The 19,206-nt window shown below is 61.3% G+C and carries 24 protein-coding genes; 17 read left to right on the forward strand and 7 right to left on the reverse strand.

Going from position 1 to position 19,206, the window contains the following annotated elements:
- Positions 1-18: 18 nt before the first annotated feature.
- Positions 19-609, forward strand: a complete 591-nt coding sequence (locus ABZN20_RS18285) for a group II intron maturase-specific domain-containing protein (RefSeq protein WP_367026174.1) — start codon at positions 19-21, stop codon at positions 607-609.
- A gap of 376 nt (positions 610-985) precedes the next feature.
- Here ABZN20_RS18285 and ABZN20_RS18290 read toward each other — a convergent pair whose 3' ends face one another.
- Positions 986-2,419: an IS1380 family transposase gene (locus tag ABZN20_RS18290; protein ID WP_367026175.1), complete on the reverse strand. Its 1,434-nt coding sequence runs from the start codon at positions 2,417-2,419 to the stop codon at positions 986-988.
- A 6-nt stretch (positions 2,420-2,425) separates the two neighbouring features.
- On the opposite strand from ABZN20_RS18290, the gene ABZN20_RS18295 reads away from it, so the two are divergent.
- The 6 genes from ABZN20_RS18295 (at position 2,426) to ABZN20_RS18320 (ending at position 6,580) form a co-directional block, all read left to right on the forward strand.
- On the forward strand, positions 2,426-2,995 hold the full coding sequence (locus ABZN20_RS18295; protein ID WP_367026176.1) for an HXXEE domain-containing protein: 570 nt from the start codon (positions 2,426-2,428) through the stop codon (positions 2,993-2,995).
- 47 nt (positions 2,996-3,042) lie between these two features.
- Complete coding sequence (locus tag ABZN20_RS18300; RefSeq protein ID WP_367026177.1) at positions 3,043-3,855, forward strand: alpha/beta hydrolase; 813 nt, start codon at positions 3,043-3,045, stop codon at positions 3,853-3,855.
- A 67-nt stretch (positions 3,856-3,922) separates the two neighbouring features.
- A complete protein-coding gene (locus ABZN20_RS18305) occupies positions 3,923-4,435 on the forward strand; it encodes a DUF6653 family protein (protein ID WP_367026178.1) in 513 nt (170 codons plus the stop codon).
- A 129-nt stretch (positions 4,436-4,564) separates the two neighbouring features.
- The gene (locus ABZN20_RS18310; RefSeq protein ID WP_218805840.1) at positions 4,565-4,903 is read left to right on the forward strand and encodes a hypothetical protein; all 339 of its coding nucleotides are present in this window, start codon (positions 4,565-4,567) and stop codon (positions 4,901-4,903) included.
- 306 nt (positions 4,904-5,209) lie between these two features.
- Positions 5,210-5,752 carry a cytochrome P460 family protein gene (locus ABZN20_RS18315; protein WP_218805841.1) on the forward strand — a complete coding sequence of 181 codons (543 nt, stop codon included), beginning with the start codon at positions 5,210-5,212 and terminating at the stop codon, positions 5,750-5,752.
- 396 nt (positions 5,753-6,148) lie between these two features.
- Complete coding sequence (locus ABZN20_RS18320; RefSeq protein ID WP_367026179.1) at positions 6,149-6,580, forward strand: SRPBCC family protein; 432 nt, start codon at positions 6,149-6,151, stop codon at positions 6,578-6,580.
- Between the two features lie 10 nt (positions 6,581-6,590).
- Here ABZN20_RS18320 and ABZN20_RS18325 read toward each other — a convergent pair whose 3' ends face one another.
- Positions 6,591-6,782: a YfbR-like 5'-deoxynucleotidase gene (locus ABZN20_RS18325; protein ID WP_367026180.1), complete on the reverse strand. Its 192-nt coding sequence runs from the start codon at positions 6,780-6,782 to the stop codon at positions 6,591-6,593.
- A gap of 142 nt (positions 6,783-6,924) precedes the next feature.
- Here ABZN20_RS18325 and arsS point away from each other — a divergent pair, with 142 nt between their 5' ends.
- Positions 6,925-7,917, forward strand: coding sequence for an arsenosugar biosynthesis radical SAM (seleno)protein ArsS (arsS, locus tag ABZN20_RS18330; RefSeq protein WP_218805843.1), 993 nt, complete (start codon positions 6,925-6,927; stop codon positions 7,915-7,917).
- Between the two features lie 4 nt (positions 7,918-7,921).
- Positions 7,922-9,043, forward strand: coding sequence for a methyltransferase domain-containing protein (locus ABZN20_RS18335; RefSeq protein WP_218805844.1), 1,122 nt, complete (start codon positions 7,922-7,924; stop codon positions 9,041-9,043).
- Positions 9,044-9,274: 231 nt separating this feature from the next.
- Here ABZN20_RS18335 and ABZN20_RS18340 read toward each other — a convergent pair whose 3' ends face one another.
- The 3 genes from ABZN20_RS18340 to ABZN20_RS18350 form a co-directional block, all read right to left on the reverse strand.
- Positions 9,275-9,562: a zf-HC2 domain-containing protein gene (locus tag ABZN20_RS18340; protein ID WP_218805845.1), complete on the reverse strand. Its 288-nt coding sequence runs from the start codon at positions 9,560-9,562 to the stop codon at positions 9,275-9,277.
- Positions 9,562-10,182, reverse strand: coding sequence for a sigma-70 family RNA polymerase sigma factor (locus ABZN20_RS18345; RefSeq protein ID WP_367026181.1), 621 nt, complete (start codon positions 10,180-10,182; stop codon positions 9,562-9,564). Before ABZN20_RS18345 ends, ABZN20_RS18340 begins: the two co-directional genes overlap by 1 nt.
- Before the next feature lie 346 nt (positions 10,183-10,528).
- Complete coding sequence (locus tag ABZN20_RS18350; protein WP_218806107.1) at positions 10,529-11,599, reverse strand: IS630 family transposase; 1,071 nt, start codon at positions 11,597-11,599, stop codon at positions 10,529-10,531.
- 141 nt (positions 11,600-11,740) lie between these two features.
- Between ABZN20_RS18350 and ABZN20_RS18355 the strand changes: the two genes are divergently transcribed.
- From ABZN20_RS18355 to ABZN20_RS18390, 8 genes are read left to right on the forward strand one after another with little or no spacing between them, the layout of a single operon-like run.
- Positions 11,741-12,037: a carboxymuconolactone decarboxylase family protein gene (locus ABZN20_RS18355; RefSeq protein ID WP_423246415.1), complete on the forward strand. Its 297-nt coding sequence runs from the start codon at positions 11,741-11,743 to the stop codon at positions 12,035-12,037.
- Positions 12,034-12,699 carry a TIGR04282 family arsenosugar biosynthesis glycosyltransferase gene (locus ABZN20_RS18360; protein WP_218805849.1) on the forward strand — a complete coding sequence of 222 codons (666 nt, stop codon included), beginning with the start codon at positions 12,034-12,036 and terminating at the stop codon, positions 12,697-12,699. The genes ABZN20_RS18355 and ABZN20_RS18360 overlap by 4 nt, the downstream gene beginning before the upstream one ends.
- Positions 12,696-13,220, forward strand: a complete 525-nt coding sequence (locus ABZN20_RS18365; protein ID WP_367026182.1) for a carboxymuconolactone decarboxylase family protein — start codon at positions 12,696-12,698, stop codon at positions 13,218-13,220. Before ABZN20_RS18360 ends, ABZN20_RS18365 begins: the two co-directional genes overlap by 4 nt.
- On the forward strand, positions 13,217-14,002 hold the full coding sequence (locus ABZN20_RS18370; RefSeq protein WP_367026183.1) for a DUF547 domain-containing protein: 786 nt from the start codon (positions 13,217-13,219) through the stop codon (positions 14,000-14,002). Before ABZN20_RS18365 ends, ABZN20_RS18370 begins: the two co-directional genes overlap by 4 nt.
- Positions 14,003-14,025: 23 nt before the next feature.
- Complete coding sequence (locus tag ABZN20_RS18375) at positions 14,026-15,462, forward strand: dihydrolipoyl dehydrogenase family protein (RefSeq protein ID WP_367026184.1); 1,437 nt, start codon at positions 14,026-14,028, stop codon at positions 15,460-15,462.
- Positions 15,459-16,412: a DUF3179 domain-containing protein gene (locus ABZN20_RS18380; protein WP_367026185.1), complete on the forward strand. Its 954-nt coding sequence runs from the start codon at positions 15,459-15,461 to the stop codon at positions 16,410-16,412. Before ABZN20_RS18375 ends, ABZN20_RS18380 begins: the two co-directional genes overlap by 4 nt.
- On the forward strand, positions 16,409-17,155 hold the full coding sequence (locus tag ABZN20_RS18385) for a TVP38/TMEM64 family protein (protein WP_367026186.1): 747 nt from the start codon (positions 16,409-16,411) through the stop codon (positions 17,153-17,155). The genes ABZN20_RS18380 and ABZN20_RS18385 overlap by 4 nt, the downstream gene beginning before the upstream one ends.
- The gene (locus ABZN20_RS18390; RefSeq protein ID WP_367026187.1) at positions 17,152-17,637 is read left to right on the forward strand and encodes an inorganic phosphate transporter; all 486 of its coding nucleotides are present in this window, start codon (positions 17,152-17,154) and stop codon (positions 17,635-17,637) included. Before ABZN20_RS18385 ends, ABZN20_RS18390 begins: the two co-directional genes overlap by 4 nt.
- A 4-nt stretch (positions 17,638-17,641) precedes the next feature.
- Here the strand turns inward: ABZN20_RS18390 and ABZN20_RS18395 are convergent, their stop codons facing one another.
- The gene (locus tag ABZN20_RS18395) at positions 17,642-18,373 is read right to left on the reverse strand and encodes a DUF3047 domain-containing protein (RefSeq protein ID WP_367026188.1); all 732 of its coding nucleotides are present in this window, start codon (positions 18,371-18,373) and stop codon (positions 17,642-17,644) included.
- Between the two features lie 32 nt (positions 18,374-18,405).
- The gene (locus ABZN20_RS18400; protein ID WP_218805858.1) at positions 18,406-19,086 is read right to left on the reverse strand and encodes a TIGR04283 family arsenosugar biosynthesis glycosyltransferase; all 681 of its coding nucleotides are present in this window, start codon (positions 19,084-19,086) and stop codon (positions 18,406-18,408) included.
- Between the last annotated feature and the right edge of the window lie 120 nt (positions 19,087-19,206).

The following is a 19,206-nucleotide window of genomic DNA, read 5'->3' on the forward strand; positions in this document are numbered from 1 at the left end:
GACCTGTGGTTCGAGCGGGTGGTCAAGCGGCACTGTCGAGGCGAAGCGCTGATATCGCGCTACGCTGATGACTTCGTCTGCGCCTTCCGCTACCGTGACGATGCCGAGCGGTTCTATCGCGGGCTGCCGAAGCGGCTGGAGAAATTCAGCCTTGAAGTCGCCCCCGACAAGACCCGCTGTCTGCGCTTTTGCCGTTTTCACCCGAGCATGAAGCGACGCTTCACCTTTCTCGGCTTCGAGTTCTACTGGACTCCGGACCGGCAAGGCACACCGCGGGTGAAGCGCCGGACCGCCCCCAAGAAATCGCAGGGTGCGTGCCAGCGGATCAAGGCATGGATACGGGACCACCGGCACCTGCCGGGACGCGAGTTCTTCCGCGGCCTCAATCGGCGGCTACGGGGACACTACAACTACTTCGGCATACGCGGAAACTCCGGAGCACTTTACCGTTTCTATGGCTGGGCCATAACGTGCACCTTCAAGTGGCTCAACCGGCGGGGTGGCAAGAGACGGAGCTTCACCTGGACACTGTTCAACGACGTGCTCGAACGAGTAGGCATCGCGCGACCGCGAATCACCGAGGTTGCGCGCCGGAGGGTGTTTGCATGAGGTCCGCGTCTTGCGCGCGGGCGAGTACAACCGAGGAACCGGATGCGGGAATACTGCACGTCCGGGTCTGGGCGGGGGCGCCGGGTAACCGGCGTTCCTACCGCGGAGCTAGCTCATGAGCTTCTCGTTACTTGGTTCCTGAATCCGTGTTCCCCTCGGCTTACACCTTCCCATCGGGCCTGAACGCATGAATTTCGAGCGCTCTCCCTTGGGATTTGCCCTCGCTACCGGCGATCCGGGGAACATTCGACCGGGGTTTCGGGGCCAATCTGCTTGGCGTGCGCTTATCGTCAGCTCATTTTCCGCTCCCTGCGCGAGACTGTCCCTTCCGGGGTTCCGGAATCAGGGATTCGAGGCGTGCGGCAGGCATTTCCCGTCATCCGGACGCCGCCGCCCACAGCCGATTCTGAAGCATCACGAACACGGCTACGTTTGCCGCCACGCCACGGCCGAAATCGAGGATCAGCCGGCGGGCATGGGCGACGAACTTCGCCGCCCGGTACATGATCTCCTGCAGCACGGTCCGGATGCGGCGGCGCTTGGCCGGATGACGGATCGGCGCAATCTCGCCAGTCAGGCCGATCTGTCCCAAGAGACGCAGGCAGTTGTAGGCGAAGGCCGCCAGATGCAGGATCACGTCGTGGGTGTCGAACTTGCCCGAGGGCAGCCGTTCCAGGTCGAGGTCGGTCTTGACAAGCCCGAAGGGCGCAGGACGCCACGCAGTGGCGGTCCTGAGCGAAGCGAAGGATTCGGCGGAGCCGAACAACTCGGAGTGGAACTGCTCATGCATGCCGTGGTGCTGGTAGAGTTCGATCACTTCCTCGGCGGAACAGGAGAGCGTCGTCCACCAGCCTTCCAGTTCGACCTCCGGGGCCAGCAGGTGTTGGCCCTTCTTGTCGATGGTGCGCTCGACGACCCTGGCGACCAGGCGGAAGGAGCGCTTCTCCTTGTGCCAGGCGCGCTCGATGTCCAGCGACAGGAGGGCCTCGCGCTTACCGGGGCGAGTCTCGGCAAAGGCGCCCGCGTCCTCGGCGCGCGCCACCCAGGCCGCCTTGTCCTGCTTGCGGGGGTTCCACTTGCAGATGAAGTCGAGGCTTCGCCCCAGCGCGGCTTGCCGGTCTCGCTCCGCGGCCTTGGCGAACAGGAGCTGTGCGCCGTCGAAACCGCTGTCCTCGCGCAGCAGCACGGGCTGATCCGGTTTGACCAGGCGTTCGATGCGCGGAAACAGCCGCTCGTAGAAGTAGTGCGTCTCGAACGCCGAGTGGCGGGACCCTGGCCTCAGTTCCAGCCCGGTGTTCCAGCCTTCGTTGCCGAGATAGGCGGCAATCGGCGTGTAACCGTCGAAGCCCTGATAGGTGCGCGACACCGCTTCCTTCTTCGTGCCACTATTGTCCATGGCGAAGGTATCAATGTCGCAGCAGACATAGCCCTTGTGCGGCGTGATCGGCGCCTCGGCTCGCTCCAGCAGCCTCAGGGAAAGCTCATCGGCCAGATCGCGGATGGCTTCCGCCTTGGCATTCAGACGCTGGCGCAGCCACACGGCTCCGGGCACCTTCGTCAGCCCCAGCGACTCCTTGAAGAAGCGGTCCTCCCGAAACGGTTCGATGGCTTCGAAGTCGCTCTTGCCCAGACTCAACAACCCGACCACGCTCTTGACGATGTCCGAGGTGCGCATGCCTTGCGACACCGGAATCTTCGGATCAATGACCGCCTCCACCTGCGCCGCCTGGCAGCACTGGCCAATCAGCGCCAGGCCGGAATACGAGGTCAGTTGCAGCTTGCTGGATTGCTTGACTTCAAAGCGCGGCATGATCAAATGGGTGACATCGAAAATGGGCTAATTATACAATGGATTCAATATGTTATGAATTATTTAGAGGGTGGGAGCACGGATTCAGGTGGTTGGCTATTCGCACTCGGCGTCGTGATTCACAATACCGAGGAGGCGTTGTTTCTCCCCGCTTGGTCAACGCGTGCTGGTCGTAGGTATGTTCAGGTTGACGCATTCCCTTTCCGGTTTGCTGTCGTGGTTTTATCCGCCGCTGTAATTGTTGCCGCTTGGCTCTCTTCGGTTAGTGGCGCACATAGCTTTGGGGTTTACTTCCTTACAGGCTATGCTCTTGCAATGGTGCTTAACGTCTTATTCCCCCATGTTGCCGCAACCGTGGCACTACGTTCATATGCGCCCGGTACTGCCACTGCGGTGTTTTTCAACCTCCCCCTTGGCGGCTACCTAATTTATCGCTCGCTTACCGACGGGTACGTCGAGCAAACCATATTCGCTCTCGCTGGGCCTGGTATTGTCATTGGCATCATTGTCTCTATTCCAATTTTGTTCGTAATAGGCAACAAGTTAGCCCCTCCATCAAGCGGGACGCTGCACTGACGCGCATCGCTCCTTATCTCAAACGTTATGTGTAAGCGGAGAATCCTTTGAAGTTCAGTCGGTTTGGCTTCGATAATGGACGCTTAGTGGTCTATTTTCATGGAGCGCCTGGAGCGCCGGAAGAATGTAGCATTTTCGATCTGGAAGGAAAAAATCACGATCTGACGTTTATTTGTTTAGACCGGTTTAGTGTCGATCCGGCCATCAGTGAGGAAGCGTATTACAAACTCCTGGCTACGGAAATTTCAAGAATAGCCTCCGGAAAACAAGTGGATGTCGTTGGCTTTTCAATTGGCGCATTTATTGCGCTACAGACCTCACGTTACATGACTCATGGGGTCGGAAGTCTGCATTTGATTTCTGCGGCCGCGCCTCTGGAGTCTGGCGATCATCTTGAAGCCATGGCTGGAAAGCAGGTTTTTATGTTGGCAAAAGCAGCACCTGTCTTGTTCATCTTGTTGTCTTACTGGCAAGGGTTGCTTGCTTGGCTTTCTCCCAATGCCTTATTTCGCTTGTTATTTGCCAGTGCGGCTGGCGAAGATAAGGCATTAGCCGCCGACCGTGAGTTTCGCGCCAGCATCACCAAAGTATTGAAGGCCTGCTTTATTGGCCACCTCCGAGGCTACGCAAGAGATATTGGTCTTTATGTGCGACCATGGAAAACGACGCTCGCCGAGGTATCCGTCAACACTCATATTTGGCACGGTGCCAAGGACAACTGGTCTCCCCCACTGATGGCTGAGTACTTGAAGTCGGCGATTCCCGGTTGCGCCTCGACCAAAATATTCAATGGATTGTCACACTATTCATGCCTATACCATGCGGTACCCGGAATATGCAATCTATTAGGCAAGGCGTAACATTGCGGTCGAGTGGGACACTCCTATCGTCGCGCCCCTCGCCTCTACGTTCGGCGGAAATATCATCATGAAAACGCAAAATAATATGATTGCAAAAATACTGCTAATGTCCGATGCCACTTGGCTACGACACGCCAACCCGTGGAGCGTATGGACAAGGATCATTACATGTCTCCCTTTATTGACCTTATCCCTATGGAGCAGGGCATGGATTGGGGGATGGTCTATATTTCCACTTGTCGCCGCCCTGCTTTGGATCTGGATCAACCCCAGAGTTTTTCCCGAACCTAAGTCGACCGACAATTGGGCTTCGCAAGGTGTCTTTGGGGAACAAGTTTGGCTCAACAGAAAGGTTATTCCGATTCCTAGGCACCATTTCATCGCTGCCAACATTCTGCTTGCCATGAGTGCAGCAGGAATTTTTCCTTATGCATATGGTATTGTGCTATTAAGTCCTTGGCCTACCCTCTTGGGTGGCCTTTTAATGTATATTGGTAAGCTCTGGTACTTTGATCGAATGGTTTGGCTTTATAGAGACATGAAAGACAAAGTTCCTGAATATGCCAATTGGACCCGATGAGTAACGCCGAACAAGGCAAATCCGGCCGACGCCAGAAGCTGCGCGGCTGATTTGCGACATTAGGCGCCGAACAACCTGTATAAAGAACTTCTCAGCGCGGCAGGCATCGTTCTGACGTTCGCCATCTTCGTGCCGTACATTCGATCCATCCTGCATGGACGGACCAAGCCCCATGTGTTTTCGTGGTTTATTTGGGCGCGGGGTTTGGCCGAGGCGACCTGCCGGCTGACCCGGCAAGTCGGCGGTGCCCTGCTGGCGCTGATGGGTCGGCTGATCCAGACGGTGCCAGCGGCCGGCACCGCGGATGCCGCTGAGCTGGCGGCGCGGCAGACCCCGGAGCTCGAACGCCTCAAGGCCCTGTGCGAAAGCCATCAGGACAGTTCCTCCGAAAAGCTCGGCGCGTTCTGCCGGGGAATGCTCAAGGACTGGACGGTGATCGACCGTTGTATGACCCGGGCTTGCCGCTGACCAACAATGCGGCGGGACGCCAGCGACACTGGGTGGTGGCGCGCAAGACCTGCTTCGGGACCCGCAGCGAACAGGGGAGTCGCGCTTTGGCCTTGCTCGCCGACGTCATCGACACCGCGACAGCATGGACGGATCGCGATTCGCTCGCTATACTAGTATCGAATCACAACTAACTGTCATGGCGACCAGCCACCCTGGATTATGAAAGCGACTGCCCGCCATGATCGTTGCCCTCACCCCGGCCCTCCCAGAGGGAGGGTGAGCAAGGTTGAGCGACTTTCACGTTAAACCCTGGAGGAACGATTCATGCTGCGCATCATCCTGAGTGTATTGGCCACAAGCTTGCTTGGCGGCACGCCAGCCATCGCTGCTGACACGCCTTTCTCCCCCTATGTGGACGACCAGGGCAGCATCAGCCTGCCGAAGGATTACCGTCAAAAATGGACCCACCTGGGTTCTTGGGTGGTGGACGAGGAAGGGGCGCCAGGGCAGGGTTTCCACGATGTGTATACCCAGCCAGAATCGGTAAATGCGTTCCGCAAAGATGGCAAATTCCCAGACGGTACGGTTTTGGTAAAGGAAATCCGCAGTATTCAAAAGGGCAAGGAGACCACGGGTCGGGCGATGTGGGCCGGCGACGTCGCGATTTGGTTCGTAATGGTCAAAGACAGCGCCAACCGCTTTCCGAACAACCCCAACTGGGGTGGTGGCTGGGGCTGGGGACTGTACAAGGCAGAAGCCCCGGACAAGAACGCATCCAGCGACTGGACCAAGGATTGCCAGGGTTGCCACATCCCGGCCAAGGGCAGCGACTGGGTGTACCTGAAGGGCTATCCCACGCTTAAGTGAGGGAATTTCCGGGCGTCGATTCGCGGAGGCGAATCGACGCATTCCGCCATCCCCGTCGAACGCCGCCGGCGTCGGTTCGCCCGACGGAAGCGGTGGGGCGGACGAGAGCTTCTCTGCCGCCCACGACCGCAGCAATTTCCGCCTGGATGACTTCTGCGGCCGTCATGGGGTCTACTGCATCCCGGATCGGGCGGCCCACCACGATGAACACAGTGACTCACGTAGACGTTAGAAGGCAAAATGACGATAACCGGTGGCTGTCTTCATGAGCTTCTCGTCAATCTCGATGTTCGTTCTCATCTTGTGTACCCATTCAAGGTCCGGTAGGCAGGGTAACACTTGCCGCGCGTCGCAGAAATCCAATCCCTCCGCCAAGGGGACGCCAGGCTGTGTCCCATGAGCTTAAGTACGAAGCAACCCATTGCAAAAAAACTGAACGTGTCCGCGGATGTGGTGTGGGAAGCGGTCCGAAACATAGGGCGGCTCGACGTCTGGTTTCCGATCATCGAGACGTGCAGGGTGGAAGGCGAGGGCGCTGGTGCATCGCGATACATGACCGTGGCGGGCGGCGGCGAGATCAAGGACACCATCGAAGAGATCGACGATCTCACCATGAGGCTGACCTATCTCCGGCCAGTGTCCCCGTTTCCCGTCACCTACTACAAAGGCACGGTGGAAGTGTTCAAGTCGTACGATGGCTTAGGGATCGTGGTTTGGACCATCGATTTCGAGTCGCGGCCGGAAGATGCCGCATCGGTGGCGGAGCTGGTGCGCAGCGCCATAAGCGACGGTATCGATGGGATGGAAAAGGACCTCCGCGGCGCGTAACGACAGATATTCAGAGCCCCAGCCGGTCCAGCGTCAGTTCGTAGCCGGGTGCGAACACTTCCATGAAATAGTCGACTTCCGTCAACCCCAGGGGCCCGATTTTTTTGCGGATGTCCTCTTCCGCGTTGACGAAGTCGGTGTTGCCGGCCCGGCGCTGGCGATCATCTGCCGGCCCGGGTTGTCGGTTTGTGCCTGTTGGCATTCGTACAATGGGCGCGAACCCGTCGGGAAAACAGCAACGGCGGCATGCGATGTTTGGGAAACCGGAAAACACCCAACTCGCCTGTAAGGTTTCGGGCTCTGCGACGACTCATGGGCAGGTTCTAGCCGTATACCACGCCGCCATGCACAACTGTCTGCCCCTTCTGCAACCTTCGGATTTTCCTGCCCTCGTGCGGGATAGGCTGGATACGGTGCAGGTGAACCTGGGATATCGCTGCAACCAGACCTGCCTGCATTGCCACGTCAACGCGGGGCCGTCGAGGAAGGAGGGCATGGCTCGGGAGACTGTCGAAGAAGTATTGGCTTTCCTGAGGCGCTCGGGTGCCGCCGTACTGGATCTTACCGGCGGCGCGCCCGAGATGAACCCTCATTTCCGCTACTTGGTGGAGGAGGCGCGGGCCCTGCGCCTTCGAGTCATCGACCGCTGCAACCTCACCATCCTAGAGGAGCCGGGCTATGAGGACGTGGCGGATTTCCTCGCCGCACAAGGGGTGGAGATCGTGGCTTCCTTGCCCTGTTATCTCGAAGACAACGTGGATCGCCAGCGCGGCAACGGTATCTTCGCGGCCAGTATCCGTGCCCTGCGGAAACTCAACGGCCTGGGTTACGGGAAAGAACGCTCGGGCCTCGTCCTCAACCTGGTCTACAACCCTCAGGGCGCCGTTCTGGCGCCGCCCCAGGCGGAATTGGAAACGGCCTACCGGCGTGAGCTGGATTCCCGCTACGGCATCGTCTTCAACCGGCTTTACGCCTTGACCAACATGCCGATCCAGCGCTTCGGCAGCACGCTCGTTTCCCAAGGCGTGTTCCACGCTTACATGGATACGCTGCGTGACGCCCACCGTACGGAGAACTTGGCGCGGGTCATGTGCCGGAGTCTCATCAGCGTGAACTGGCAGGGCCGGGTTTACGACTGCGATTTCAACCAGATGCTTGGTTTGCCTTTGGGCGGCGGCAATGCCGCGCCACGAATCGGTGGTCTAGTCCCGGATCGTCTGGAAGGTGCCCCCATCGCCACTGCCAATCACTGTTACGGTTGCACTGCCGGTGCAGGCAGCGGCTGTGGCGGGGCTTTGGCGGCCAGTCATCCCCCAGCCTTACCTACAGGAGAATGAAACCATGTTTATCGAACAATCCGTGCGCGAACGCTATTCTGAAGGCGCCCGTGAGCGCCAGGAATCGCTTTGTTGTCCCGTGGATTACGACCGCGAACTGCTTGCCCTGCTGCCCGAGGAAATCATCGAAAAGGACTACGGCTGCGGCGATCCCTCCCGTTACGTCCGGCCTGGAGAGACGGTGCTGGATCTGGGATCGGGTGGCGGCAAGGTGTGTTACATGGCAGCCCAGCTGGTGGGACCCGAGGGGCGCGTCGTCGGCGTGGACATGAACGACGACATGCTTGTCCTGGCGCGCAAATATCAGGCGGAGATGGCCACCAAGCTGGGGGGTGACCGGGTGCGCTTCGTCAAGGGCTACATCCAGGATTTGAGTCTGGACGTGGAAGCTATGGAGAGCTATTTGGCTGCATACCCCGTGACGGACGCCGCTTCCTTAGCCCGGCTGAAAGCCTGGCAGGTGGAGCAGCGGCGCGAGCGTCCCCTGATCCCCGACGACTCGGTGGACCTGGTGATTTCCAACTGCGTGCTGAACCTGGTGGACGACGGCGACAAGCAGCAATTGGTACGGGAAATCTTCCGCGTACTCAGGCCCGGCGGCCGGGCGGCCATCTCCGACATCGTCGCCGACGAGCCGGTGCCGGCACACCTGAAAAATGACCCGGAACTGTGGAGCGGTTGCCTGTCCGGTGCCTTCCAGGAGCGGGAATTTACCCGTGCTTTCGCCGAGGCCGGCTTTGCCGGCGTGTGCCTGGATAGATGGAGCGAACACCCGTGGCGGGTGATCGAGAACATCGAATTCCGCGCCGTCACCTTGCTAGCTGTCAAGGGGCAAGGGCGGGAGTGCCTGGACCGCGGTCACGCGGTCATCTACCGGGGACCCTACGGGGAAATCCGCGACGACGAGGGTCACATCTTTCCGCGCGGCGAGCGCATCGCCGTGTGCGAGCGCACCTTCCGCTTTCTCACCGAAGGCCCTTTCAGGAATGACTTCATCGGTGTTGAGCCGCGGGTGCTCGCCGACTCGGTTCCCTGGTGCGCCCCGCCCGGCACCCGCCGCCCCGCGAGCGAAACCAAAGGCGGGCGGCAAATCGCTGACTGCGGAGATAGCGCGTGTTGCTGTTGAGGTGGCGGTTTGGCGATACGCCATGCCGCGTTCGGGATACCCCCATTCATGGAATGTCTTCGCAGCCGATGTACTCAGCCAATGTAAGAAGTGCTTTGATGTGTCGCGGGCAGGAGATGGCCTGGGGTAAGCGGTTTGCGCCCACGGTGCTCGTTACCCCCGCCATTCAGCGCCCGGGATTGGCCGCGCTGCCGCTGACCGGCGCAGCCGAGCCCGGCCACGGACAGGCTCCTATCTCTCGGGACCTTCTCCGACGCGGCCCCCGCCGCGCAGCCCGCTGTCCCGTAATGCCCGTTGAATTCGCTTACGCGCGCGCTCATCGAGCCGCAATCGGTCGTCCATGAGGGCCTGGATTTCCAGAGTCGCTGCGGCCTGGCGCAAGAAGCGAAGTTGTTGGGCGAAACGATCGCAGGCGTCGCACATCAGTAGATGCAGGCGTAACGACAGTCGCTCCTTTATCGTCAAAGGCCGGTCCTGGCTTTGAGATAGCAGCCGGCTGGTTTCCTGGCAATTCAGCATCAACGTGTCTCCTTTTCCCGTGTCTGGCCGAACCAGTTGAGTTCCAGGCATTGCCGGAGGCTCATGCGTGCACGGTACAGCATCACTCCTGCATTGGTCATGGATATGCCCATGTCCTTACAAATTTCTTCGTTGCTGCTTCCGTGCAGTTCGCGCAATACGAACAACTGGCGCTGCTTGGGCGCCAGCCGCTCGATACAGAGGTTCAGCACTTCCCAGAAAAGGGCATTCTCGGTCGCTTTGGCCGGATCGTTCCAAGACAGGGGCTTGGCGGCCCACTGGCCGCGGGCGGTAAAGAAATCGTCCGTGCCGAAGTCTTCCTCGGCGCAGTCGGCTCCGGCTTCATCCCCCAAGGGCACTTCCCGGTATTGCCGGCGTAATTGGTCAAGGATCTTGTGCTTGAGGATGCCGGTCAGCCAAGTGCGTTCGGAGGCACGGCCGTTGAAACCTTCATGGCACTTGAGCGCCGCCAGCAGGGTTTCCTGCACCAGATCTTCGGCCAGGGCTTCGTTGCGGACTTGCAGGAGGGCGTAGCGATACAGGTAGTCGCCGTAGGCGTCCAGCCAGGTTTCCGGGGCCGAAGGCTGTCTCTCATCGGGGGGAGGCGGAGACGGATTCATGGTATTTCTCGTAGGCAGGAAAACCGCTTAATTGTGACTCAAACGCCGGGGAAACAGTATCCCGCAGAAGATGGCGAATCCGTTGTAAGGAATGGCCAACGGCGGCGACCAATGGATAACGATCGATAGTATCGCTTCCATTGGGAGGGCTATTTCGTGTTCCGCCGGACTTCGATCACGACCCGATCGGCCGTCTGATCGAGGATACCAGTCCCTGCCTGCATTGGGGCCGGAAAACCGCGGATTCTGGCCGGCGCGCCCATGCGGGCCGCTGGGTGAAACATTCCCATTGACATATCGAGACCACTGGAGGAGCCGTTCATGGCCACAGTCAAGCTACTAGTGTTTAATTGCGTAAATTAGCGATAGTATTGCGCAGCTGGGAGCCTTTGACTTCCCGCTTGCGCCAGACGAATGGGGCGGCCTTGTCGTTGTAGGCGGCGATGAAATCGTTGATCGCCTGCGCCAGTTGGTCGATGCTGTTGAAACTGGCCCCACGTAAGGCCTTGCGGGTCATGATGCCAAACCAGATTTCCACTTGGTTCAACCAACTGGCTGAAGTGGGCGTGAAGTGAAAGTGCACGTTGGGATGGGCGGCCAACCAGTCATCGTTCTTCTTGTGAGTGCAATAGTTGTCGAGAATCACATGAATTTCCCGATCAGCCGGAACATCGGCGACCACCTCATCGAGAAAGGCCTGAAAGTCAGGACGCTTCTTGGTCGTGGTGGTTTTGGACTGAATGGTACCGGTCGCCACATTCAAGGCCGCAAAAAGATTGATCGTGCCATGGCGCTTATAGGTGCTTTTCAATCCACGAACCAGCTTGCCGCTGCTGGTAAAGACGAAACCGCTGGCCCTTTCCAGCGCCTGAATGGAAGGCTTTTCATCAACGGAAATGACCAACGCATTTTGCGGCGGATTCAGGTACAGCCCGATAATGTCGGCCGACTTGATGGCAAACTGAGGGTCCGTGCTGACGCACCACGAGCGATGCCGCTGGAGTTGGATGCCTTCTTTGCGCAACAGACGCCAGACGGCATCATCGGAAACCCCCAAGGCTTTCGACAACGACCCGCCATCCCACGTCGCCTGTCCGGCCGGCGGCGGCTGTTCAATCTGCGCAAGCAATCGATTGCGCAACTCGGACGGCGGGTACCGCGGAGGCTTGCCCGGTCTTTTTCGATCACGCAGTCCTTTCAACCCTTCAGCCGCAAAGCGCCTGCGCCAGACACCGACCGTGCCGGGCCGGATACCGAGTTCAGCAGCAATTTCGTCATTGCGCTTGCCCGCCAGACAGCCCATGACAATCTTGGCGCGTTCGACCAGACGAGCCTCCTCGGTGCGGCTATTGCTCAAACGCTCCAACTCACGCCGGTCTTGGTCCGTACAACTCACCGATATGGCAACTCGCGCCATCCTTCCCTCCGTTCCTGTGGGTAACGGAGACATGATATTACAGTCGCTTAATAATGCAATTAGACACTAGAAGAAACCGAAGCCGATGCCCGGCTCGCGCCTCTTTATGCCGAAATTCGGAAAACCCTGGGCACACCCTTCGTGCCCAACTTGTTCAAGGTCATGGCGCACCATCCGGCTTATCTCGAAACCACCTGGAACCGTTACAAGGCCGTCATGCTGGCGGGTAAGCTGGATCGGCGAACCAAGGAAATCATTGCCCTGGCCGTGTCCGCTACCAACAACTGCGCATATTGCGTCAATGCCCATACCGCCGTGCTCAAGGGCCTGGGGCTGGACGACGCGGCCATCGTGGAGCTCATGGCGGTGGTGGATTTGTACAGCGGCTTCAACAAATTCCTGGACGGACTCCTGGTCGAATCCGATCTCAAGCCATGAAAATGTCCGCTGACGAAGGCGTGCGCCTCCTGGTGTTCGCCAAGGCTCCGGAACCCGGCCTGGCCAAGACCCGGCTCATCCCCTTGTTGGGGGCGGAAGGCGCGGCCCGCCTGCAGGCACGTCTGACGCGGCGCGCCGTTGTCACTGCCCAGGCCGCCGGTGTCGGCCAAGTGGAACTTTGGTGCGCGCCGGACGCCGGTCACCCCTTCTTTGCCGCCCTTGCCGAGGAATCCGGCGTCGCCCTCCGCACCCAGCGTGGTGCCGACCTGGGCGAGAGAATGCTGCATGCGGTGATGGAATCCCTAGCCTGCTCCCCCTACGCCTTGGTACTGGGTACCGATTGCCCTTTGCTGTCCTGGACTCATTTCCGCCGCGTGGTGGACGAACTGCGATGGGGAAGGGAAGCGGTGATCGTCCCGGCCGAGGATGGCGGATACGTGTTGCTGGGCTTGGCGCGGGTGGCACCGGAACTGTTTCGTGGCATCGCTTGGGGAACCGCCGAAGTATTGGCGCAAACCCGCGCGTGCCTGGAAAAGCTGGACTTACGTTTCAGCGAACTGGACCCCTTGCCAGACTTGGACCGGCCGGAAGACTACCTGAAACTGAGCCGGGAACGGCCCCGGCTCTGGCACGACCTGACTGCCGAGGACTTTTCCCCATGAGCTACATCGACACGCCGGATTCCTATCCCTACCGTTGGTACCTCAGGCCCCTCTTGTTCCTGCTGCGCCGTAAATCCGGCGTCTTGTCCGCTGCGGTGCGCCTTTGGGGCCGAGTGCCGCTGGCTTTTCTCGGCTTCCTGTGGATGCTGCGCGCCCTGGAGCGGCGCGCTTCGCCCTTGGACGCCAAACTACGCGCGCTGATCCGTACCCGCATCTCGCAAATCGAGGTGTGCCCCTTCTGTATCGACCTCAACGGCAGCCGGGCGCTGGAACTTGGCGTGGCGGAAGAAAAGCTGTTCGCCTTGGCCGAATTCGCGGCATCCCCGCTGTACGACGAAGCCGAAAAGGCCGCTCTGGCGTTCGCCGAGGCAATCACCACCACCGGTCGCCGGGTGGATGAAGAGTTGATGGTGCGCCTGAAGCGCCACTACAGCGACGACGCCATCGTCGAACTGGCGGCTCTGGTCGCCCACCAGAACCTGTCCGCCAAGTTCAACACCGCTTTGGGAGTTGAAGCATGAACGGCAACGCATTTTCCAATTGCAGTCTTGTTCTGGGAAAACATCGCAGCGTTTTCGCCGCCATAGGCGTGTTACTGGCCTGCCTGAGCGCGGCGGCTTGCGCCGCGGAGCCGGACTGGTCGGCTGACGGCCAGCTCCTGGAACGCCATCTCGGCCGCCGCAGCGCCGCCGGCATCGAACTGGCATGGCTGGATTATTCGGCGTTGCGGCAAGACCCGGCATTTTCGCGAGTCGTCGAGCAGATCGCCGCCTATCCACCGGAAAACCTGCGAACCCGCGAGGAACGGCTGGCGTTCCACATCAATGCCTACAACATACTGGCCATCAAGACCGTGCTGGATCACTGGCCGGTGGAAAGCATCAAGGACGCCGGCAGCCTCCTGCGGCCGGTATGGAAGCGGCCCGCGGGCGAAGTGGGCGGCAAGACCCTGAGCCTGGACGAGATCGAGGATGGCCTGCGCAAACTGGGCGAACCGCGCATCCACATGGCCATCGTCTGCGCTTCCAAGAGCTGCCCGGATTTGCGCCGGGAACCTTATGCGGCGGCGAAGTTGGATCAGCAACTCAGCGATGCCGCCACAGCCTTTCTGAGCAATCCGGCCAAGGGCTTGCGCGTGGAAAACGGCGCGATCCGGGTGTCGAAAATTTTCGATTGGTTCGGCGGAGACTTCGATGCCGCCGGAGGCGTGGCGGCGTTCTTGAGCCGCTACTATCCGGAACTGCCGGTAGGGCCGCCGGTCAGGGCCGACCTGCCTTACGACTGGTCGTTGAATGGCCAATAGCGAACCCGGAGGAGGAACAACTCATGGACAAGTCCGAATACGATCTCTGCGTGATAGGCGGTGGTGCGGCAGGCCTTGTGGCTGCGGCCGGCGGCGCCGCGCTGGGTGCCAAGGTGGCGCTGGTGGAAAAACACCGGCTGGGCGGAGATTGCCTTTGGCACGGCTGCGTGCCCAGCAAGGCGCTGCTGCATTCGGCCAGGGTCGCTCACACCCTGCGCACGGCGGCGCTGGCCGGCCTGGACGATACCGAGCCCGGCGTCGATTTGGCCCGCGTGATGGAACGGGTGCGCTCGGTGATCCGCATCATCGAACCCAACGACAGCCCGGAGCGCTTCCGCGGCCTGGGCGTCGAGGTGATGTTCGGCGCCGGCCGTTTCACCGCCCCGGACCGCTTCGAGGTGGAAGGGCGCGCGCTCAGCGCCAAGCGCTTCGTCCTGGCCACCGGCAGCCGTGCGGCGCTGCCGCCCATAGCGGGCCTGGACCGGGTGCCTTACCTGACCAACGAAACCCTGTTCGATCTGCGTGAACCGGTGCCCCGTCTCATCGTCATCGGAGCCGGCCCGATCGGCGTGGAAATGGCCCAGGCTTTCCGCCGCCTCGGCTCGGAAGTGGACCTGGTGGAAGCCGGCTCCGGCATCCTGCCGCGCGAGGACGCCGACGTGGCGGCCGTGGTGCGGCAACGCCTGGAAGGGGAGGGCGTGCGCATTTATTGCGGCTGTCCGAGCCGGTCCATCGAGGGCGGAGCCGGCGCACTGCAGCTGCACCTCACTACGGGAGAAGGCGAGGAGGGACGTCTGGAGGGCAGCCATCTGCTCATCGCCGCCGGCCGCCGGCCCAATCTCGACGGCTTGGGTCTGGAAGCCGCCGGGGTGGCGCTGGAGAACGGACGGCTCAAGCTGGACGCGCGCCTACGCACCACCAACCGGCGCATCTACGCTTGCGGCGACGTGGCCGGGCCGTACCTGTTCACCCACATGGCCGAATACCAGGCCGGTATCGTGCTGAGGAACGCTCTGTTCCATTGGCCGGCGCGCTTCAACCCACGCGCCGTGCCCTGGTGCACCTTCACCGATCCGGAACTGGCCCGCGTCGGATTGTCGGAAAGCGAAGCCAAGTGGGCCGGTGTGCCCCATCGCGTGTACGGCTTCGACTTTGCCCATATCGATCGGGCGGTGGCCGACGACGCCACCGAAGGCCGCGCCAAACTGGTGGTTGCGCCGAACGGCAAGCTGCTGGGCGCCACCCTGTGCGGCCCCCACGCGGGCGAACTGATCCACGAATACGTGCTGGCCCTGACCAAAGGCATGAAGGTGTCCGACTTGGCCGGTGTCATCCACGTTTACCCCACGCTGGCGCAAATCAATCGCCGCGTGGCCGAACTCCACTTGAAGGCTAAGCTGACGCCGGGCCGGAGGCGCTGGATCCAGCGCCTGTTCTGCCTGGGAGGAGGCAATCCATGAAAGTTGACGCCCGCCGCAAGGTCGCCTTTCTGGCGTTGGCGGCTCTGGCTTCGGCCTGTTCGGCCGGACCGTTCAAGAATGGCTTCGATCTCTCGGACGCCACGGTATCCAGCGCCGAAATCGTGTCCGGCGGCCCGCCGCGCGACGGCATTCCCGCCCTGGACGCGCCGCGTTTCGTTTCCGCGCGAAGCGCCGGCGTCCCGCGGGACCAGGACCGCGTGCTGGGCCTGTCGCACAAAGGCGTCGCCAAGGCATACCCCATCGCCATCCTCAATTGGCACGAAATCGTCAACGACCAATTCGCCGGCGAGCCGGTGGCCGTAACCTACTGCCCGCTGGCCCTCAGTGGTGTCGCCTATCACGCCCGCATTGACGGCCGGCCGGTCGGTTTCGGCACCTCGGGGCTGCTCTACAACAGCAACCTCGTGATGTACGACCGCGAGACCCTGTCCCTCTGGCCGCAGTTGATGAACCGGGCGGTGAGCGGCCGTTTCAAGGGGAAATCCCTGAAACCCCTGCCTCTTTTGCATACCACCTGGGCCGACTGGCGGCAGCGCCACCCGAACACCCTCGTGCTGTCGGCGGATACCGGTTATCACCGCGATTACGGCCGCGACCCCTACGCCGATTACGCCCAATCCCGGGATCCGTATTTTCCGGTCAAGGCGCAAAGCGGCCGCTATCCTCCCAAGGAATGGGTTCTTGGCGTCGAGGTGAATGGGGTTGCGAAGGCTTACCCCTTCACCGAACTGGCCAAGGCCGAGGGTGAAATCGAAGACCACGTCGGCGGGAAAACGCCGTGGGTACGCTTCGATCGCGGGCACCGTACGGCGGCGGTGTACGATCCGGACGGCACGGAACTGCCGGGCGTCGTCGCCTACTGGTTCGCCTGGTATGCCTTTCATCCCGATACGGCGGTGTTCCAGGCCGGACGGGAGGTGCGGCCGTGAACGCCACGATGTGTTCCGTCGGTCGGTTCCTGGCTTCGCCCAGGGGGCTCGTCCTGATCCTGTTTCTGCTAGCGCCGACGGCCTTTTTCGCCCTGGGCGGCGGGAAGTGGCTGAGCCTTGAAGCGTTCGCGGCCCACCGCGACCAGCTTCACGGTTACGCGCAAAGCCATTTCTGGCTGTTTTTCGTCGGCTGGGGGCTGCTTTATGCCGCCGTGGTGGCTTTCAGCCTGCCGGGGGGAGCCTTGCTGTCCCTGGCCACGGGCTTTCTCTTCGGCCGTTGGCTGGGTACCGTTCTCATCGTGGTCTCCGCCAGCCTGGGGGCGACGGCGGTGTTTTCCGCGGCCCGTTATTTGTTCGCCGACGCGGCACGGCAGCGTCTGGAGCGGAACCCGACGGCGGTAAGGCTCCTGAGCGGTTTCGGCCGGGATGCCGCCAGCTACCTGCTGTTTCTGCGCCTGGTGCCGGTCTTCCCCTTCTGGTTGGTGAACCTGGCGCCGGCTTTCGCACCGGTTCCGGCCTCCACTTACCTGTGGACGACGGTGGTCGGCATCCTGCCCGGCAGTTTCGTATTCGCCAACCTGGGGCAATCCCTGGGCGACATCCGTTCACTGCAGGGACTGATTTCCGCGGAAGTGCTGATTTCCCTTGGGTTGCTGGGTCTGCTGGCGCTGCTGCCGGTAGGACTGCGACGCTTCGGCTGGAGCCGGACCCTCATTGCACAACGGCAGGAGGACAAAAGATGAGCGTACAAGTCTATTCCGTCACCCTGCCGGTGCTACTACTGGCCTGGGCTAACGGTGCCAACGACGTGTCGAAGGGTATCGCCACGTTGATTGGCAGCGGCTTGGCCAAACCGGCGCCCGCCATTCTGTGGGGCGCGTTCTGGACCCTCGCGGGCGGTATCGCAGCGGCTTTTTGGGGATCGATCCTGGCAGCGAATTTCGCCCATGGATACTTGGCTACCGATTTCCGTCCGGACACGGCCTTCATTGCCGGTGCCATGAGCGGTGCATTCGGCTGGGTGGGCATAGCCACCCGCCTGGGTTTGCCAGTATCCACCCCCCACGTCAGCACCGGTTCGCTGATGGGCGTGCGCTTCACCGACCGTTCCCAGCCCCGCCAAGCCGACGCCTTTCGCACCATTCTCCTTGCCTCGCTTGTCACTCTGCCAGCGGCGGCCTTGATCGGTGCGGGGGTGACCTGGGTGCTGGGCGGCTTGCTCTGACCGCTCATTGTCGGCCGCAAACGCTTGGGTCGGCCGCGAAGCGGATGTCGCCGAACCAGGCGGTGGCTTTTTCGCTAGTATTGTCGGTGTCGCTGGCGATCACCACTGCCACGGCATTCGGCGCTTCGTCGCCGAAAGCGCGGCGGAAATCGGCGGCCAAGTCACGGATTTCGCCGATCCAGCGGCCCGCCTCGCCGGCGCCGCTGCGCAACACCCACATCATGGCCCGGTCGGTATAGGCATTGGGGATCACTGTGCCGACCGGATAGCGGTTGTCCCACACGTAATTGAGCGCCGCCGCCGGCACGTCGATGCCGAACAATCCGCGCAGCGCGCCAAGCTCGAGGCGGGTGCCCAGCGGTAAATGGCGGGTGTCGTAGTCAAACAATACGTAAAGGCGCGCAGCATAATCGTCACCCCCTTTGGTGCGCAGGTCGGCACTAATGAGCGGCGCGGCGATTTTCCACCTCCAGCACAGATAGGGCAGATGTCCCACATCGACGCGAACCTCGCGCGACAGCCCAGCCATGGAGTGATCGGCATCAGCCCGCAGCACCGTCATCCCGCTGTCTGCTTCTAGCCGAAAGCGGGTTGCCGGAAAATCCTCGTTGGGCCGGACCAGTTGCCAGCCTTCCGGCAGCATGTCGCCGGGAGCCAGTCGGGAAAATTCGCCGACCGTCCATGATTCCGCCGAAGCCAGCGGCCCTTGATGGGCAGGCAAGGCGAGGCTCAGCAAGACGGCCAGCAGTCGGCCGACCGAAGGCCGGCTCACTGGTACTTCTCCGCCAGCTTCTCCGCAGACATTCCCCGCCAATAAAGCCAGCGCAGCCGCCACATGAGCCAGATGGTGCGCCACACCCCCCTATTCTCCCAGCGGCGTCCGGAGGTGACGACCTTCTCGCGCAGGCACAGCGGCGGCCCAAGACGGCGTAATCGCTTGGACAGTTCGATGTCTTCCATCAATGGCTGGTCGGGGAAGCCGCCGAGCGCGTCGAACGTCTCCCGTCGCACGAATATCGCCTGATCTCCCGTGGCGATGCCGGTCCACCGTGAGCGGCAATTCATAAAAAAGGCCACTATGCCCAGCAACCACGGGCGGCCGCCGATACGCACGTCAAAGCGGCCCCACAATCTGCCGCCGGTTTCCAGTCCTTCCAACACCAGCCTGTCGGCTCGCTCCGGTAACAATGTGTCGGCGTGCAAAAACAGCAGAACTTCTCCTCGAGCCGCCGCCGCGCCCGCGTTCATCTGCCGTGCCCGTCCCCTCGGCCCGGACAACACACGGTCCGCCAACGGAGCCGCGAGCGCCGCGGTTGCATCGTCGCTGCCGCCGTCACAGACGATAACGTCCACGCATTGGCGACGCATCGTCTGCAGTGCTTCGAGGGTGGCCAGGATGCCGCTGGCTTCGTTCAGTGTAGGTAGGATGATGGACAATCGGGGTGACATTGGATGCTCCGGCGTACTGCCTCATTGACCAGGTTCTAAGCCCGGACATTTCGTAAGTCGAAGGGAGTGGCATGGCCAGCGAGCTTCACGCGATGAGCTTACCACTGAACACTTATCCTC

Origin of the sequence: Methylococcus sp. ANG (genome assembly GCF_040730495.1) — a bacterium.
Lineage (GTDB): Bacteria > Pseudomonadota > Gammaproteobacteria > Methylococcales > Methylococcaceae > Methylococcus.